General features: G+C 72.8%; 16 protein-coding genes and 1 tRNA gene. 12 read left to right on the top strand and 5 right to left on the bottom strand.

Translation table 11 applies throughout. The annotated features are described in order from the left end of the window. The first annotated feature begins 51 nt into the window (after nt 1-51). The 3 genes from ACIBK5_RS23515 to ACIBK5_RS23505 all read left to right on the top strand — a co-directional run bounded on the left by ACIBK5_RS23515 (nt 52) and on the right by ACIBK5_RS23505 (nt 1,262). Nucleotides 52-135: transfer RNA gene (locus ACIBK5_RS23515), tRNA-Leu, on the top strand. Between the two features lie 424 nt (nt 136-559). After that, complete coding sequence (locus tag ACIBK5_RS23510; protein ID WP_399022092.1) at nt 560-1,024, top strand: hypothetical protein; 465 nt, start codon at nt 560-562, stop codon at nt 1,022-1,024. Nucleotides 1,025-1,031: 7 nt separating this feature from the next. Next, complete coding sequence (locus ACIBK5_RS23505; RefSeq protein WP_399022090.1) at nt 1,032-1,262, top strand: hypothetical protein; 231 nt, start codon at nt 1,032-1,034, stop codon at nt 1,260-1,262. Nucleotides 1,263-1,454: 192 nt separating this feature from the next. Here the strand turns inward: ACIBK5_RS23505 and ACIBK5_RS23500 are convergent, their stop codons facing one another. The 3 genes from ACIBK5_RS23500 to ACIBK5_RS23490 all read right to left on the bottom strand — a co-directional run bounded on the left by ACIBK5_RS23500 (nt 1,455) and on the right by ACIBK5_RS23490 (nt 5,521). Continuing rightward, the gene (locus tag ACIBK5_RS23500) at nt 1,455-1,982 is read right to left on the bottom strand and encodes a winged helix-turn-helix transcriptional regulator (protein ID WP_399022088.1); all 528 of its coding nucleotides are present in this window, start codon (nt 1,980-1,982) and stop codon (nt 1,455-1,457) included. A 64-nt stretch (nt 1,983-2,046) separates the two neighbouring features. Then, nucleotides 2,047-4,521, bottom strand: coding sequence for an FtsX-like permease family protein (locus tag ACIBK5_RS23495; RefSeq protein WP_399022086.1), 2,475 nt, complete (start codon nt 4,519-4,521; stop codon nt 2,047-2,049). A 277-nt stretch (nt 4,522-4,798) separates the two neighbouring features. Next, nucleotides 4,799-5,521 (bottom strand): ABC transporter ATP-binding protein, encoded by a 723-nt coding sequence (locus ACIBK5_RS23490; protein WP_399022084.1) that lies wholly within the window; start codon nt 5,519-5,521, stop codon nt 4,799-4,801. A 160-nt stretch (nt 5,522-5,681) separates the two neighbouring features. Here ACIBK5_RS23490 and ACIBK5_RS23485 point away from each other — a divergent pair, with 160 nt between their 5' ends. The 5 genes from ACIBK5_RS23485 (at nt 5,682) to ACIBK5_RS23465 (ending at nt 9,781) form a co-directional block, all read left to right on the top strand. Next, complete coding sequence (locus ACIBK5_RS23485) at nt 5,682-6,953, top strand: sensor histidine kinase (RefSeq protein ID WP_399022083.1); 1,272 nt, start codon at nt 5,682-5,684, stop codon at nt 6,951-6,953. A 12-nt stretch (nt 6,954-6,965) separates the two neighbouring features. Next, entirely contained in the window at nt 6,966-7,625 is a 660-nt protein-coding gene (locus ACIBK5_RS23480) for a response regulator (RefSeq protein ID WP_399022454.1), read from the top strand. A 115-nt stretch (nt 7,626-7,740) separates the two neighbouring features. Beyond that, nucleotides 7,741-7,986: a TetR family transcriptional regulator gene (locus ACIBK5_RS23475; RefSeq protein WP_399022081.1), complete on the top strand. Its 246-nt coding sequence runs from the start codon at nt 7,741-7,743 to the stop codon at nt 7,984-7,986. Nucleotides 7,987-7,992: 6 nt separating this feature from the next. Further along, on the top strand, nt 7,993-8,406 hold the full coding sequence (locus tag ACIBK5_RS23470; protein WP_399022079.1) for a hypothetical protein: 414 nt from the start codon (nt 7,993-7,995) through the stop codon (nt 8,404-8,406). A 91-nt stretch (nt 8,407-8,497) separates the two neighbouring features. Continuing rightward, on the top strand, nt 8,498-9,781 hold the full coding sequence (locus ACIBK5_RS23465) for a cytochrome P450 (RefSeq protein WP_399022077.1): 1,284 nt from the start codon (nt 8,498-8,500) through the stop codon (nt 9,779-9,781). On the opposite strand, the gene ACIBK5_RS23460 is transcribed toward ACIBK5_RS23465, so the two are convergent. After that, entirely contained in the window at nt 9,759-10,682 is a 924-nt protein-coding gene (locus ACIBK5_RS23460; protein ID WP_399022075.1) for an NAD-dependent epimerase/dehydratase family protein, read from the bottom strand. The two genes, ACIBK5_RS23465 and ACIBK5_RS23460, sit on opposite strands and share 23 nt — an antisense overlap. Beyond that, on the bottom strand, nt 10,679-11,785 hold the full coding sequence (locus ACIBK5_RS23455) for a ScbA/BarX family gamma-butyrolactone biosynthesis protein (RefSeq protein WP_399022073.1): 1,107 nt from the start codon (nt 11,783-11,785) through the stop codon (nt 10,679-10,681). Before ACIBK5_RS23455 ends, ACIBK5_RS23460 begins: the two co-directional genes overlap by 4 nt. Before the next feature lie 170 nt (nt 11,786-11,955). On the opposite strand from ACIBK5_RS23455, the gene ACIBK5_RS23450 reads away from it, so the two are divergent. The 4 genes from ACIBK5_RS23450 (at nt 11,956) to ACIBK5_RS23435 (ending at nt 15,670) form a co-directional block, all read left to right on the top strand. After that, nucleotides 11,956-12,621: a ScbR family autoregulator-binding transcription factor gene (locus ACIBK5_RS23450; protein ID WP_399022072.1), complete on the top strand. Its 666-nt coding sequence runs from the start codon at nt 11,956-11,958 to the stop codon at nt 12,619-12,621. A gap of 125 nt (nt 12,622-12,746) precedes the next feature. After that, the gene (locus tag ACIBK5_RS23445; protein WP_399022070.1) at nt 12,747-14,180 is read left to right on the top strand and encodes a DUF2252 domain-containing protein; all 1,434 of its coding nucleotides are present in this window, start codon (nt 12,747-12,749) and stop codon (nt 14,178-14,180) included. A 141-nt stretch (nt 14,181-14,321) separates the two neighbouring features. Then, nucleotides 14,322-15,191, top strand: coding sequence for a hypothetical protein (locus ACIBK5_RS23440; RefSeq protein ID WP_399022068.1), 870 nt, complete (start codon nt 14,322-14,324; stop codon nt 15,189-15,191). Between the two features lie 149 nt (nt 15,192-15,340). After that, a complete protein-coding gene (locus ACIBK5_RS23435) occupies nt 15,341-15,670 on the top strand; it encodes a rhodanese-like domain-containing protein (RefSeq protein ID WP_399022452.1) in 330 nt (109 codons plus the stop codon). Nucleotides 15,671-15,687: the final 17 nt, after the last annotated feature.

Below are 15,687 nucleotides of genomic sequence, written 5' to 3'. Positions count from 1 at the left end.
GTCGGAAGGCGCCAGGCCCGCAAGGGGCAGGAGCCCAGGACACACCCAAATGCGCGGGTGGCGGAATAGGCAGACGCGCTGGATTCAGGTTCCAGTGCCCGCAAGGGCGTGGGGGTTCAACTCCCCCCTCGCGCACAGAAGCACCGCAGGAACGGGCGGCATCGTGATCACGATGCCGCCCGTTCCTGTTTCTGCGTGCTGTGATGCTTGTCTCCAGGGATGACGGAGCGGGCCGTCGAGCGTTGGGTGGCCTTCGGTGGTCCGGCCTGTGTTCTGGATCTTCTGTTGTGGGCTCTCGGGGCTGCTGCCTGTGAGGAAGGTCTCAGGGCTGGGTGATGCGGCCCTTGGGTGCTCAGGTGCCGATCGGCTGATGTCCTCGATGCTGTTGTGGGGCCGGAGGGGCGTGGGCCGGGCGGCCGCGGTGTCTCGACCGGCGCCAGGGGTTCGGCACCCGTGCTGCCATCACTCAAGTCGGTGAACCATTCCATCGGCCAGAAACATGATCGCAGGGTCGGAGTTTTTCCGGTCGGAGAGGTTCTCCGCCGGAAGGGGATTGTTCATGGCCGCGACTCATCGATCCGGGCTCTTCGTGGCTCTTGCCGCAGCGTGCGCTCTGGTCCTGACGAGTTCCTCGGTGGCGCAGGCCGGCGCTGCGGGATCGACTCCTGTCCGAACCTTCGAGTACAGCGTTGGCGGCATGGCGATGAAGGTTCCGACCGGCTGCATGTTCACACACGTCATCCGAGGTGGCGGGAAGAGGATCACCTATCAGAACGCCGGCGTCGACTGCGCTTTTGTCGCCGCGCTCGGCACCGGCTTCTGCAACTGGCGGATCGACTTCACGTACGCGAACACCAATAACAGGACGTACAGGACCTCTCGGGGGCGAACGCACCCCGAGTGCAAGATCGATCCGATGCGGAACAACTCTCCGCAGACCTTGCCTCGTTATGGAAAGGCATGCGCGCATCTCCACGTCAACGGGGTGCGCCGAGTGAGCCAGTGTCACCACATCACGAAGTGAGCGGTTCATGACTGATCAACAACAGGGGCGGGACCGGCGACGGGAGGCGCGACGGCGGTCGGCTGAGATCGCCGCCTTCGTGGCGGGTCTCGTCGTGACATTCGCCTTCTTCGCCTTCTTCCCCGGGCTTCCGCACGTCATCGACTGGGGGGCGATCGTCGTCGCTGTCCTGGTGGGAGCCCTTGCCCGATGGGTCTGCCGGTCCTGGATGGGAAAGAGAGGCGGGGAGAACACGTGAGTCCGGGAGCGACGCGGGCCGCCGAGTGGCACTCTGCGGCTACCGGGGGCGGACGTCTTGTGGGTGTGGGACGCCCAAGGCCAGAAGAGTCGCCTCCGGTCCCAGGGCCGAGGGCGGGCCGCGCTCCTGGCTTCGGAGTCGGACACCGCAGCGCTTCCGCGGACCGGTCGAGGGCGAGGCAGGAAGGGCTCACTAGGCCCGGCCGCCGTCCCCCAGGGTCCGGCCGGGGGCGAAGCGCTCCCGGATGGCGGGGTCGTCGAGGAGGCGGGGTGGGTAGCCGGGGCCGGTGCGGGCGGTGAGGTCCTGGTGGTGCAGGGGCTCGCCGCAGGAGGAGCAGACAACCTTGGCCTCGGTGTCGTGGTCGCAGGACGTGTGGCGCAGGACCACCGGGGCGCCCTCCTCGCCGGCCAGCCAGCGGTCGCCCCAGGCGTTGATCGCGGCGAGGACACCGAAGAAGTCGCGGCCCTTGTCCGTCAGCAGGTACTCGTGGCGCACCGGGTCGGTCTGGTAGGCGCGCCGCCGCAGGAGGCCCTCGGACTCCAGACGGCGCAGCCGGTCGGTGAGGGTGTTGCGGGCGATGCCGAGCGAGCCGATGAAGCCGTCGAAGCGTGACTCGCCGTAGAAGACCTCGCGCAGCACCAGCAGGGTCCAGGCGTCGCCCAGGATGTCGGCGGTGCGGGCGATCGAGCAGGGCCAGGTGCCGAACGAGGTCCGTCGCATGGTCCGCATTTTATTGGCCCCGGAGTTATTGGTCTCATGATGAGATCCACCGGCGCTCACCGCCTCACTCCCGTACGCCTGCCAGCTCCACCGGGCGGCGGCGCAGGGCGACGGCAGCGGGGAGGGTCGCGGAGAGGACGGCCAGGAGCGCGCAGGCGGCCGCCGTCGTGCCGAGGGCCTGCCACGGGAGGGTGAGAGCGGGCCGGACCGACAGCAGCGCGAGGGCGCTCCACATGCCGGCCAGGTTGAGGACTGCGGCCAGGAGGCCGAGGAGTGTGCCGGCCGCCATCACCGTCAGGGCCTCGGCGGCTGTCAGGCGCAGGACCTGCCACCGGGTGGCGCCGGTCAGCCGCAGTACGGCCAGGTCGCGGATCCGGTCGGAGGTGGCCATGACGGTGGTGTTGGCCACGGAGATGCCCGTGTAGAGGAGGGCGATGCCGAGGACGAGCAGGAGGCCGAGGCGGGTGGTGCGGTTGGTGCCGGGGGCGGTGGCGCTGAGCCATTCCTGCCGGGTGAGGACCTGCCCGTTGTCGTTGCCGTTGTCGTGGTCGTTGCCGTGGCCGGCCGCCTGGCGCAGGGCGGTGGCGACGGCGCCCGGGTCCGCGCCGTCGGCCAGCGCCACGTCGACGCGGTCGGCCGTGGCGCCCGGGGCGTTGCGCGGGGTGACGTAGACGCCGTTGTCGCCGGTGCCGGTGGCCATCACCGCGGCGATCCGCAGGGTCCGCGGTGTGCCGTCGCCGAGCCACACCCGGACCCGCTCGCCGACCCGGTGCCGCTGCCACTCCTCGTTGACGATGATCGAGTCGTCGTCGAGGTCCGAGAGCTTTCCGGCCGTGAGTGGCAGGCGGGCGGTGGCCGCGAGGAGGCCGGGGGTCGCGGCGCGGGCCTCGGCGCGGACGAGGGCCACGCCGTCCTCCAGGACGTGCACGGCCGTCGTGGACGTCGGTGACACCTCGGCTCCCGGTACCGCCCGCAGTCTGCGCAGGGTGGCGGCGTCGAAGGCCGTCCCGGCCGCCGGGGTGACGACGAAGGCAGCGGTGGTGCGCTCCCTCGCCTCGGTGGACTTCGCCCCGTTGAGAGTCGCCGTGGCGCCGAGCAGGGAACCCGCGAGGGCGACCGTGACCAGCACGGGGGCCGCGAGCGCGGCGGTGCGGCGTACCCCGGCGGCGGTGTTCTCGCGGACCAGCAGGCCGCCGGCACCGGGCAGGAGGGCGGGCAGCCAGGTCAGCAGCCGCGTCAGGGGGCGCAGGACGAGTGGTGCCAGCAGGGCGGTCGCGGTGATCAGCAGCATCGGGCGGCTGATGTACGTCTTGCGCTGGAGGAGATCGCCGGGGTTGCCGGTCAGGGCGAGGGCCAGGGTCACGGCGGACGTCAGGAGGAGGGCCGTACCGAAGAGCAGGCGGCCGGGCGTCAGGGTCCCGCTGTCCGCCGATGAGTCGCGCAGGGCTTCGGTGGGGCCGGTGCGGCCGGCCCGCCAGGAGGCCGCGGTCGCTCCGCACAGGGCCACGGACAGGCCGGTCCAGAAGGCCGCGTGGTACGGCCAGGTGTGGTCGCCGATGGTGAACCAGGCCGGGGCGAGGCCCTCGGCGGCCACCAAGTCGGCCAGCAGCGGTGCCCCGTAGGAGCCGAGGGCGCAGCCGGCGGCCGAGGCGAGGGCGCCGACGGCCAGGGCCTCGGCGAGGACGGTCCGGCGGAGCTGGCCCGGGGTCGCCCCGGCGGTCCGCAGCAGGGCGAACTCCCGGCGCCGCTGGGCGACCGCGAAGGCGAAGGTCGACGCCACGACGAAGACCGACACGAAGGCGGTGACGCCGCCCGCGGTGCCGAAGAGGGAGTTCATCGCGGTGAGCGCCTCGCTGTCCCGGTCGGGATCGGCGTCGGCGAGGCGGCGCGCGTTCCCGGTGAGGACCTGGGCGCTGTCGCCCACGGCCTGCCGTACGGCCACCGGGTCCGCCGTGACCGCCAGCTGGTGGACCGGAGGGGACAGTTCGGCGGCGCGGGCGTCGGTGAAGAACACGGCGTTCTCGAAACCGCGGGAGGTCAGGGTGCCGACGACGCGTACGGTGCCCCGGTCGGTGCGGAGCCGTTGGCCGGGGCGGGCCCAGTCGCCGGTGACGGCTGCCTCGTCGGCGGTGCGGGGCGCGCGGCCGGTGGCGAGGTCGTAGGGGGCGAACGTGGCGGTGGACCAGGGGTGGCCGACGAGGTCGGCGGGGGCGTCCGCGGTGCGTACGGGGAAGGAGCGGTCCGCGACGGCGGGGCCCAGCTTCCGCAACGCCTCGACCGTTGCGGCGGGTACCGGGCGCGGGTGGGCGAGCCGGGACGTGCGCTCGCCGTTCGGGGTCGGTACGCGCAGGGTGTCCTGGCCCTTGACGACGACCGGGGCGGCGGCGAAGCGTTCGGGGCCGCGCTCCGGGGCGGCGGCCGAGGAGGCCAGGGCCAGGCCCATCACCGTGAGCAGGGCCACGCCCAGCGAGAGCGCGACGAAGCTGCCGGTGAAGGTGACCCAACGGGTGCGCAGGGTGCGGAGGGTGACGCTCAGCATGGCAGGGCCTCGGGGTGGGTTGGTGTGTGGGTGGCGGTGGGCTTCGGGTGCGGCGGGGGCGCGGCGGTGGGCTTCGGGTGGGGTGTGTGTGCGGCAGTGGTCTCGGGGTGGGTGGTGAGCACGGCGGTGGCTTTCGAGCGGGGCGGGGACGCGGCTGTGGTTTCGGGGAGGGTTGTGCGGGTGCGGGTGCGGGTGCGGGTGGGGGTGGGCTTCCGGCGGGGTCTGTTGGGGGTGGGCTTCCGGCGGGGTCTGTGCGTTCCGGTGGTTTTCGGGCGGGTCATGCGCACGGCGCGGCCTCCAGGCGGGTCATGCGGGCCGCGACGGACTCGGCGTCCGGGTCGGTCAGTTCGCCGTGGACGCGGCCGTCGACGAGGAAGAGCACGCGGTCGGCGTACGCGGCGGCGACCGGGTCGTGCGTGACCATGACGACCGTCTGGCCCTCGCGGTCGACGATGCCGCGCAGCAGCTCCAGCACCTCACGGCCGGTCCGGGTGTCCAGGGCCCCGGTCGGTTCGTCGCCGAACAGCACCTCGGGGCGGGTGATCAACGCCCGGGCCAGGGCGACGCGTTGCTGCTGGCCGCCGGAGAGCTGCGAGGGTCGGTGCCGGGCCCGGTCGGCGAGGCCGACCTGCTGGAGCGCCTGGCGCACCCGGGCCTTCGGGACGCGGCGGCCGGCCAGGCGCAGGGGCAGGGCCACGTTCTGCTCGGCGGTCAGCGAGGGCAGCAGGTTGAACGCCTGGAAGACGAACCCGACGCGCTCGCGGCGCAGCAGGGTCAGCCGCCGTTCGCTCAGGCCGGTCAGTTCCGTGCCGCCGAGGGTGACCGAGCCGGAGGTGGGCCGGTCCAGGCCCGCGGCGCACTGGAGCAGGGTGGACTTGCCGGAGCCGGAGGGGCCCATGACGGCGGTGAAGGTCCCGTAGGGGAACGAGAGCGACACCCCGTCGAGTGCGGTGACGGCTCCGTACGTCCTGGTGACCGAGTCCAGCTGGATGGCGTTCAATGTCTCTGCCTCACGTCGATTGACCGGGCTCCAAGGACATCGCGCGGAGGCGGTCCGGCGCAGTGCGGCGGGGCCTAGACCTGGGGTAGGGCCAGGCATACCCCCCGGCCTCCGTCTGAGCCCATGGCAGGGCCCCCGACCGGCTTCTACGGTGATCCCCATGCACTCTCGGAACGTGTGGCAGGCCCTGTCCCGCCCCGGCTATGCGCTGTCGGCGTGGCCCTGGCGGTCCGCCGGGTATCTGCTCACCGGCACGGTGACCGGAGTCGTAGTACTCGTGGGCATCGTGCTGTCGGCGGTCGCGGGCGGGGTGCTCGCGCTCGCGCTGGTGGGGCTGCCGCTGCTCCTGTGCACGGTCCTGGCGGGGATACCGGTGGCGGCGCTGGAGCGGCTCCGGCTGCGGCTGGTCGACCCGGAGCCCGCGCCCGACCCGCACGAGCCGCCCGGTGACCCGGGCCTGCGGGCCTGGCTGACGACCCGGCTGCGGGAACGGGCCACCTGGCGGGAGTTCGGCCACGCCCTGCTGTTCGCGGGGCTGCTGTGGCCGGTCGACGCCCTCGCGCTCGCCGTCGGCCTGCTGTGCCCCTTGACGGTGGTGGCCACGCCGGTGTTCCTGGCGGCCTTCGATGAGGCGAAGGTGCTCAAGGTGTGGCTCGTCACCACCTGGCCGGCCGCTTTCGGGTTCGCCCTCCTCGGGCTGGTGCTCCTCGTTCTGGGCGCCTATCTGCTGGGCGTCGTGGCCGGGGCCCGGGCCGGGCTGACGCGGCTGCTGATCGCGCCGCGCGAGGACGGTCTGGGCGCCAGGGTGGTCGAACTGGCCCGGTCCCGGGTGCGGTTGGTGGACGCCTTCGAGGCGGAACGGCGGCGTATCGAGCGCGATCTGCACGACGGGGCACAGCAGCGGCTGGTCGCCCTGACGATGACGCTCGGCCTGGCCCGGCTCGACGTCCCGCCCGGCCCGCTGGCCGACCAGCTCGCCAAGGCCCACGAGGAGGCGGGCACGGCCCTCGCGGAACTGCGCGAGCTCATCCAGGGCATCCACCCCAAGGTCCTCGCCGACTACGGCCTGGAGGCCGCCGTCGCCGACGCCGCCGACCGCTCGGCCGTGCCCGTGGACGTCGATCTGGAGCTGCCCGGGCGGCTCTCCCAGGCGGTCGAGGCCGCCGCGTACTTCGTGGTGTGCGAGGCGCTCGCCAACGTGGGCCGGCACAGCGGCGCGAGCCGGGCGGAGGTGAGCGGCGGGCACCGCGACGGCCGGCTGTTCCTCCTGGTCCGCGACGACGGGTGCGGGGGTGCGCGGGCCGGTGCGGGCAGCGGGCTGACCGGACTCGCCGACCGGGTGTCGGTGCTCGATGGCAGACTCTCCCTGTCCAGCCCGCCCGGCGGACCGACCCTGCTGCGTGTGGAGATCCCCTGTGACCCTGAGAGTTGACCGGCCGTGACGCTGCGAGCCGAACGGCCGCTGCGTGTGGTCCTGGCCGAGGACAGCGTGCTGTTGCGGGACGGGCTCGTCGGGCTGCTCGGCCGTTGCGGACACCAGGTGGTCGCCGCCGTGGGGGACGCCGAGGCGCTGGTCGCGGCGGTCGGGGAGCACGCGCCCGACGTGGTCGTGACGGACGTACGGATGCCGCCCGGCTTCCAGGACGAGGGCCTGCACGCGGCCGTGCGGCTGCGCCAGGAGCGGCCCACGCTGCCCGTCCTGGTCCTCAGCCAGTACGTGCAGCGCCGGTACGCCGCCGAGCTGCTGGACTCCGGCGACGGCACGGGGGTCGGCTATCTGCTCAAGGACCGTGTGGGCCAGGTCGAGGAGTTCGTCGAGGCGCTCGGCGAGGTGGCCGACGGCGGCACGGTCGTCGACCCCGAGGTCGTACGGCAGTTGCTGCGCCGCCGCCGCGACCCGCTGGAGCGGCTCACCCCGCGCGAGCGTGAGGTGCTGGCCCTGATCGCGCAGGGCAGGTCCAACAGCGCGATCGCCCGCGAACTGGTCGTCTCCGAAGCGGCCGTGGGCAAACACATCTCCGGCATCCTCATGAAGCTCGACCTGCCCCCGGCGGACGAGACCCACCGCCGGGTGCTGGCGGTGCTGGCGTATCTGCGGGCCTAGGGCGGCCCCGACAGGTCGGCGGGAGGCCCCAAGGCCCGTGTGCCGTACGCGCGTTGTATAAAACCAGCGAGTTGGTTTCATGGCGCCGCCATCGAGCCCTCCAGGGGAGCCACCGGTGACCAAACAGGACCGGGCCGTCCGGACCCGTCTCGCGCTGATCCGGTCGGCGGCCGGGCAGTTCGAGGCACGGGGATACGTCCAGGCCAACCTGGCGGAGATCAGCGCGGGGGCCGGGGTCAGCTCGGGAGCGCTGCACTTCCACTTCGCGAATAAGGCCGCTGTCGCCGAGGCCGTCGAGCATGTGGCGGCCCGTGCCCTGCGCCGGGCGGCGGCCCGGGCCCGCGACGGCTGCGCCCTGTAGCGCCTCGTGGACGTCACGCACCAGGTCGGCCGGCTGGTGTGCGCCGACAGCGTGGCGCGGGCGGGGTTGCGGCTGAACTCCGAGGCGGCCGCCGGGCGGGTGCGGGATCTGCGCCAGGAGTGGCGGGAGTGCGTGGACGACCTGCTCGCCGAGGCGGAGCGCAGGGGCGAACTCGCCGCAGGTGTGCCGCCGCACCGCACCGGCGCCGTCGTCCTCGCCGCCACGACCGGCATCGAGGTGCTGGCCCGCGAGGACCACGGCCGGCTCACCCGCCCCTCGCTGACCGACCTGTGGCGGCTGCTCCTGCCCTGTGTGGCCGCGCCGCACCTGGCCGGCGCGCTGGATCCGGCGGGGACCTGTCCGGACCTCGTGGATCCCGGCCACGTGGAGACGTGTCTGTCCGTGGCCAACATTCTGTGAAGCAGTGGCCAAAACAAACCGGACGCCAAGTTTTTTCGGTGGCCGGATCGCACCATGGTTCCCCAGCCCCTGGACCAAGGAGCGAAGTGTCATGGCACAGCAGGCCTGCCCCTTCCTGACGATCGACCCGTCAGGCCAGGACCTCTACGGCGAGATAGCCCGGATCCGTGACCAGGGCCCGGCCGTCGAAGTGGAACTCCCCGGCGGTGTACGGGCGTGGTGGATCAACGGCCTGGAGCTGAACAAGCGGCTCCTGGCCGGCCCCGAGACGAGCAAGGACGCCTTCCAGCACTGGCCCGCCTGGATCAACGGGGACATCTCCCGCACCTGGCCGCTCGCGATCTGGGTCTCGGTGCGCAACATGGTCACCGCCTACGGCACCGACCACAGCCGGTTGCGCAAGCCGATGGCCGCCGCCTTCACCAAGCGGCGCGTCGAGGCGCTGCTCCCACGCGTCCAGGAGATCGTCGACCGGGCACTGGACGACCTGGAGCGGATCCCGGAGGGCGAAGTCGTCGACCTGCGGGCGGCGTTCGCGGCATCGGTGCCGCACGAGGTGGTGTGCGAACTCTTCGGCGTACCGGCCGGTGAGGACGGTCCGCGCGGGGCCCTCCACCGCATCATCGGCCGCTTCTTCGACACGGCGATCTCCCTGGAGGACGCCCAGGCCAACGGGGTCGAGCTCTACGGCACACTCACCGCGTTCCTCCAGGACAAGCGCGAGCACCCGGCCGACGACCTGACGACGGCCCTCATCGCCGCCCGCGACGAAGGAAGCCTCAGCGAACAGGAGTTGATGGACAACCTGATCCTGCTGCTCACCGCGGGCTTCGAGACCACCGTCAACCTCATCGACAACACCGTGCACAGCCTGCTCGCCCACCCCGACCAGCTCGAACTGGTCCGCTCCGGGCGGGCGACCTGGGAGGACGCCCTCGAGGAGTCGCTGCGCCTCGAAGCGCCGGGCGCCATGTCAGGGCTGCGCTACGCCGTCGAGGACATCGAGATCGAGCCGGGTCTGACGATCCCGAAGGGCGATCCGCTCGTGGTCTCCTTCGCCGGTGCCGGACGCGACCCCGAGCGGCATGGCCCGGACGCCGGACGGTTCGACCTCACCCGCGCCACCAGCCGCGACCATGTGTCCTTCGGCCACGGAGTGCACCACTGCCTGGGCCGGCCGCTGGCCATGGCCGAGGCGACGGCGGCCCTGACGTCCCTGTTCGGCCGTTTCCCGCGACTGGCCCTGGCCGATCCGTCCCGCCCGCCGAAGCGGCTGCGCTCCATCATCTCGACGGGGCACGAGGAACTGCCCGTACTGCTGCACGGCCCCCGTCCCGAAGAAGGGGAGACGGTCAGGAAGCCGGCCGGTCTCTGAGATAGGAGCGGTACCAGGGCGCCGCCCGCGTGAAGGTCGCCGCGAAGCCCTCGCCGGGCGAGCAGTCGAGGTCCTTCCAGAAGGCGTCGTCCACGAACCAGTGGTCGACCGTGAGCATGCCGAGGTGATGGAGGGCGAGCGGTGTCCCGGCGGCCCGGTCCAAGGCGGTGGCGACATCCACCGAGGCACCGGCGCCGGGCACCTCCAACTGGGAGCTCACGGCTCCGAGCAGGTCCGCGACCGCGACCGGCTCGGGGTGGTTGACGTGGTGCACACCGCCGCCGTGCGCCGGGGACAGGGCCGCGGCCACCACCGCACGGCCCAGGGTGCCGACGTCGATCATCGACTGGAGCGCCGCGCAGCTGGTCAGGGTCGCCGACAACTCGCCGAGCAGCCACACCAGTCCGGGGACGACCCAGCGGTCGCCCTCGCCGTAGACGAGGTGCGGCCGCAGTACCAGGCCGCCCGCGTCGAGGACGTGCCGTTCGGCGGCGGCCCGGGTGCGGCTGGTGGCCGACGCGGGCGCGATCGGCACCTCCCCGGGGCGTACGCCGCGGAAGGGGCCCCGGCCGTACACGGCGGCCGTGCTCACGTACACGATCCGGCCCACCCCGGAGCGCACGGCGTCCTCGACCAGGGCCCGCGTGCCCAGGTCGTTGACGGCCTCGACGGTCTCGGCGTCGCCGCTGATCCGGGTGGCGCAGTGCACCAGGACGTCGGCGCCCGCGCAGACGCCGCGCAGGGAGGCCGGGTCGGCGAGGTCGCCGTGGACGGATTCGGGGCCGGTCGGGATCGGCCGGGACAACCGCCGTACGCGCACACCGGGTTGCCGATGTGCGACTGCGGCCACCTGGCTGCCGACGAAGCCGCTCGCGCCCGTGATCAGAAGGTCGGCCGTCACGACAGCGACCGTACCCGGGCGGGCCGTGCGGAGGTCAGCGTTGCGGTGAAGACGGACTTGCCGTCCTGCCGCCCCGAGACCCGCACGGTCACCTCCGCCGAGTCCGTGCCGAGCACCTCGGTCTCCAGCCGGCAGGGGCTGTGCAGCTCGGCGTACCGGGCGAAGGTGGCCGTCATCGAGCTGGGCAGGAACGGGTGCCGGCCGGTCGCGGCGGTCGCGGCCTGGCGGGCCGCCTCGAACAGGGTCATGCCCGGCACATGGTCGTTGGGGCGGGGGAAGAGGACCGGGTGGCGGGTGTCCACGCGCAGCAGCCAGACACCGGGGCGGTCGCCGGGGGCGAGGACCACGTCCTCGGCGCGGGAGCGGCCGGCGAGCTCGGGCGCGATGCCCTCCAGCAGCGGCACCGGAGTCTCCAGGGCGGCCAACTGCCGCTCGCGCAGACGGCGGTAGGCGAGCGGCGAGGTGCAGCCGGTGCTGCCGGTGCCGCGGGCGACGAAGCGTCCCGCGCGGCGGAACTCCATCGTGGTCCGCATGCTGCTCAGGCCGCGACCGCGGCGGCGTACCTCGGAGCACACGACGTCGATGTCGACCGGTTCGGCGGCGTCCGACAGCGGGAGCGCGGACGGGTCGGCCCGGACCGTCAGGTCCCACATCACGAAGTGGGTGTCGGCCGGGGCGCCGTACTCGGCGTGGGCGAGCACCATCGAGGCCTGCCGCAACGTTTCGCCGACGACCATCGTGTCCTGGTGGCGGTCGTCCACGGGGCCGAAGAAGGGGTGGGCGGCCGGCCAGTGCGCGGTGAAACGGAAGCGGCCGTCGGATATCCGGCGCCACCGGGTGGGGAAGACGTCGGCGGCGGTGGTGCGGTGGGCGAGGTGGGTGGTGACGGTGGTGTGTGGGGCGAGGTCGGGGGTGACGGTGGTGTGTGGGGCGAGGTCGGGGGTGACGGCGGTGTGCTGGGCGAGGTCGGGGGTGACGGTGGTGTGGGGCCCGCGCCCGGCTTGTGGCGCGTTCTCGACGGCCGCAACGGTTCTGTTTGCCGGACGGGCCTCGCGTCCGGTCTGATCGTCCTTGGGTGCGCTTAAAGGCCCTGTCTGCGGCATGAGAACCCCCAGGATCGGCTGCCTGGCTGCGGTCTGTTTGACTTGGACGTTTGACTAAGATACGGACGAGCCGGTTTTTTTCAAAGGGTGAGCCAAGCCGCCGGGACAGGCCCTCGAGCCCCCGCTGCACAGTGACTTCACAGGGATCGACGGAGATCAGGAGGCACCCGATGGCGCGACAGGAGCGCGCGATCCGCACCCGGCGGACCATCCTGGAGGCGGCGGCGGCCGTCTTCGACGAACGCGGCTACACCTCGGCGACCATCGGAGAGATCCTGGACCGGGCGGGCGTCACCAAGGGCGCGCTGTACTTCCATTTCGGCTCCAAGGAGGAGCTCGCGATCGGGGTGTTCGAGGAACAGCTCGCGATCACCCTTCCGCCGCAGTCCAGCAAACTCCAGGAACTCGTCGACTCCGGTCTGGTGCTGGCCCGCCGGCTGCGGTCCGAGCCGCTGGTGCGGGCCAGTGTGGGGCTCGCCCTCGACCAGGGGGCCATGGACCTCGACCGCACCCAGGCCTTCGGGATGTGGTTCGACCAGAACGTGCAGCGGCTGGCCGAGGCCAAGACGCAGGGCGAACTGCTGCAGCACGTCGACGTGGCGGAGACGGCCGAGCTGCTGGTCGGCAGCTTCTCGGGGGTGCAGCTGCTCTCCCAGCTGCGCTGCCAGCGGCGGGATCTGGAACGCCGGGTCGTGGTGATGTTCGAACACTTCCTGCCGAGCATCTGCGTGCCCGCGGTACTGGCCCGGCTCGACGTCTCGGTGGAGCGGGCGGAGCGGGTGCTGGCCGAGGGCGCGGAGGTGGCGGAAGGGCGGGTGCTGCCCGCTCCCGCGTGAGGTCTCCAGAGCCGGAGGTTGTCCACAGCCGGGGAGTTGTCCACAGGGCCTGCCGCGTTTCAGCCGCCCGGATGTACGGTCGGGAACGAGTTGATGTTCGAGCGCGTGCGGGGGAGGCGGTTGGGATGACCAAGGCTGATGTGGGGGCCGAGGGTATGGCGGCGGGCGGGACGGACCGTCGGCTGCCCCGGGTGCGCGGCTTCGCCGACTGGCCGGCCGAGGGCTCGCCCAAGGACGAGGGCAAGGCTCTGCGCAAGCGGATCCCGCGCGGCGCGCACTCCCTGCTCGACCTGGACGCGGCCCGGCCCGACGCGGTGAGCGCGGTCGAGGAGTCCGGCCGCGGCCGGCTCCCCGAACTCACGCCGATCCGGGTCGGCCGCATGGCCGCCACCCCGTTCGCGTTCCTGCGCGGCGCGGCGGGCCTCATGGCCTACGACCTGGCGCGCACCCCCATGACCCGGATCCGGGCCCAGATCTGCGGTGACGCCCACGCGGCCAATTTCGGCCTGTACGCAGACGCGCGCGGCGGCCTCGTCATCGATCTGAACGACTTCGACGAAACGGTGCACGGCCCCTGGGAGTGGGACCTCAAGCGCCTCGCGGCCTCCCTGGTGCTCGCGGGCCGGGAGGCGGGAGCGGACGAGGACCGGTGCCGCAAGGCGGCGTACGACGCGGTGGGCGCCTACCGCCGCACCATGCGGCTGCTGGCCAAGCTCCCGGTGCTGGACGCGTGGAACGCGATCGCGGACGAGGAGCTCGTCTCCCACACGGACGCCCATGACCTGGTCGGCACGCTGGAGCGGGTCTCCGAGAAGGCCCGCCACAACACGAGCGGCCGTTTCGCGGCCAAGTCGACGGAGGCCACGGAGAGCGGAGGACGCCGGTTCGTCGACGCCCCGCCGGTGCTGCGGCGCGTCCCGGACGCGGAGGCCGCGGCGGTGGCCGCGTCCCTGGAGGAGTACGCCGGGACCCTGCCGGAGGACCGCCGCCCGCTGCTCGCCCGGCACGCGGTGCACGACGTGGCGTTCCGCGTCGTCGGCACCGGCAGCGTCGGTACCCGGTCCTACGTCGTGCTGCTCCTGGACCACCGGGGCGAGCCGCTGGTGCTCCAGGTGAAGGAGGCGCGTGCCTCGGCGCTGGTGCCGCATCTGGTGACGGCCGGTTTCGAGGCGCCGGAGCCGGTGCACGAGGGCCGGCGGGTCGTGCTGGGCCAGAAGCGGATGCAGGTCGTCAGCGACATCCTGCTGGGCTGGACGACGGTCGACGGGTTCCCCTTCCAGGTCCGCCAGTTCCGCAACCGCAAGGGCAGCGTCGATCCGGCCGCGCTGGCCGCCGACCAGATGGACGACTACGGCCGGATGACCGGCGCGCTCCTGGCCCGGGCGCACGCCCACAGCGCCGATCCTCGCCTCATCGCCGGGTACTGCGGCAAGGGCGAGGAACTGGACGAGGCGATGGCGGGATTCGCCGTGGCCTACGCGGACCGCACCGAGGCGGATCACGCGGATCTGGTGGCGGGGGTGCGGGCGGGGAAGATCGCCGCGGAGACGGGAGTGTGACCCGCTGTTGTCCCTGTGCCCCCTGTCCCTGTGTCCCCTGTGACCCCTGAGGCCCTTGAGGCCCTTGAGGCCCTTGAGGTGCTTCTGGCATGTGGCCGTCCGGGGCGCGGGGGCGGGCGCGGTGTGGCCTAGGCTGGTCGGGTGACGACCCCGGAAGCTGAGCAGGGCGGTGGCGGCGCCGATGAGGAACGGGTGACGCCCGAGGGCGACGCGGCCCGTGCCGAAGGTGACGCGGCGCGGCCCGAGGAGCGGCTCGAGCGGGCCGTGCGAGCCGCCGAGCAGGCGTTGATCGAGTACGAGATCGCGGTGGAGACCTTCCGCGTGGAGGTCGAGAACTTCTCCCGGCTGCACGAACAGAAGCTCGGACCGCTGTACGCCCGGCTCGAGGACCTCGACGCCCGGATCCTCGAGGCCAGGGCCGCTCGCAGCGGTGACCCCGACGACCTGAGGCGCGCGGAGGAGGCCAGGTCGAGGCTGGCGCCGATCCCGGGCGTCGAGGAGCTGCTGCACGGCTGGATGGACGACAGCGGCCTGTTCCCGGAGGCCGTGGCGATGCTCACGGACCAGGCGGTGCGGCCCCCGCAGCGGGTCCGGCCCAGCGAGGAGGCCCGCAAGCTCTACCGGGACCTGGCCCGCAAGGCGCACCCGGACCTGGCCCAGGAGGAGAAGGAGCGCGAGCGGCGCGAGGAGTTCATCACCCGGGTCAACGCCGCCTACGCCCGCGGTGACGCCGCGGAGCTGCGCGAACTCGCCGAGGAGTGGGCCAAGGGGCCCGAGCTGAAGCGGGGCCCGAGCCGCGCCGAGGAGCTCTACAACCGCCTGGAGTGGCTCGCCCAGCGCAAGGAACTGCTCGCCCTGCTCGCCAAGGAGCTGGAGGAGAGCGCGATCGGCCATATGCTCCAGCTGGCCCCGGACGACCCGGACCGGCTTCTGGACGAGATCGGACAGCAGCTGCGCACCCAGGTCACCGAGCGGGAGACGGAGCTGGCCACGCTGCTCGGCGAGGGCTGAGGCGTGGTGGCCGGGCCGCGAGGGCTGAGCGGCGAGGGCTCGGCCGCTGGGGCTTGGCCGCTGGGACTGAGCCGCTGGGACTGAGCCGCGTCCCGTCCGGCCCGTGGGGCGGGTCGGGTAGCGTCGGAGGCATGAGTTTTGGAGCTGGTGTGCCCACGGTCGAGGTCGGGAACCTCAAGGACGGCGACTTCCTGCTGGACGTCCGGGAGGACGACGAGTGGAAGGCCGGTCACGCCGAAGGGGCGCTGCACATCCCCATCAGCGAGTTCGTCGCGCGGTACGGCGAGCTGACCGAGGCCGCCCCCCAGGACGGCCGCGTCCATGTGATCTGCCGCTCCGGCGGCCGTTCCGCCCAGGTCACGATGTACCTGGCCCAGCAGGGCGTCGACGCCGTGAACGTCGACGGCGGCATGCAGGTGTGGGAGGCGGCGGGCCGTCCCGTGGTGACGGACGACGGGCAGCAGGGATTCGTCCTGTAGCGCGTCCCGTTTCGGGC

Origin of the sequence: Streptomyces sp. NPDC050546 (assembly GCF_044457425.1) — a bacterium.
Classification (GTDB): domain Bacteria; phylum Actinomycetota; class Actinomycetes; order Streptomycetales; family Streptomycetaceae; genus Streptomyces.
The sequence above is the reverse complement of the archived record's forward strand: the minus strand, read 5'-3'. Positions and strand labels throughout refer to the sequence as shown.

Coding starts and splice junctions, on each gene's coding strand:
- ACIBK5_RS23510 (WP_399022092.1), top strand. CDS start 560: ATGGCCGCGACTCATCGATCCGGGCTCTTCGTGGCTCTTGCCGCAGCG.
- ACIBK5_RS23505 (WP_399022090.1), top strand. CDS start 1,032: ATGACTGATCAACAACAGGGGCGGGACCGGCGACGGGAGGCGCGACGG.
- ACIBK5_RS23500 (WP_399022088.1), bottom strand. CDS start 1,982: ATGCGACGGACCTCGTTCGGCACCTGGCCCTGCTCGATCGCCCGCACC.
- ACIBK5_RS23495 (WP_399022086.1), bottom strand. CDS start 4,521: ATGCTGAGCGTCACCCTCCGCACCCTGCGCACCCGTTGGGTCACCTTC.
- ACIBK5_RS23485 (WP_399022083.1), top strand. CDS start 5,682: ATGCACTCTCGGAACGTGTGGCAGGCCCTGTCCCGCCCCGGCTATGCG.
- ACIBK5_RS23465 (WP_399022077.1), top strand. CDS start 8,498: ATGGCACAGCAGGCCTGCCCCTTCCTGACGATCGACCCGTCAGGCCAG.
- ACIBK5_RS23455 (WP_399022073.1), bottom strand. CDS start 11,785: ATGCCGCAGACAGGGCCTTTAAGCGCACCCAAGGACGATCAGACCGGA.
- ACIBK5_RS23450 (WP_399022072.1), top strand. CDS start 11,956: ATGGCGCGACAGGAGCGCGCGATCCGCACCCGGCGGACCATCCTGGAG.
- ACIBK5_RS23445 (WP_399022070.1), top strand. CDS start 12,747: ATGACCAAGGCTGATGTGGGGGCCGAGGGTATGGCGGCGGGCGGGACG.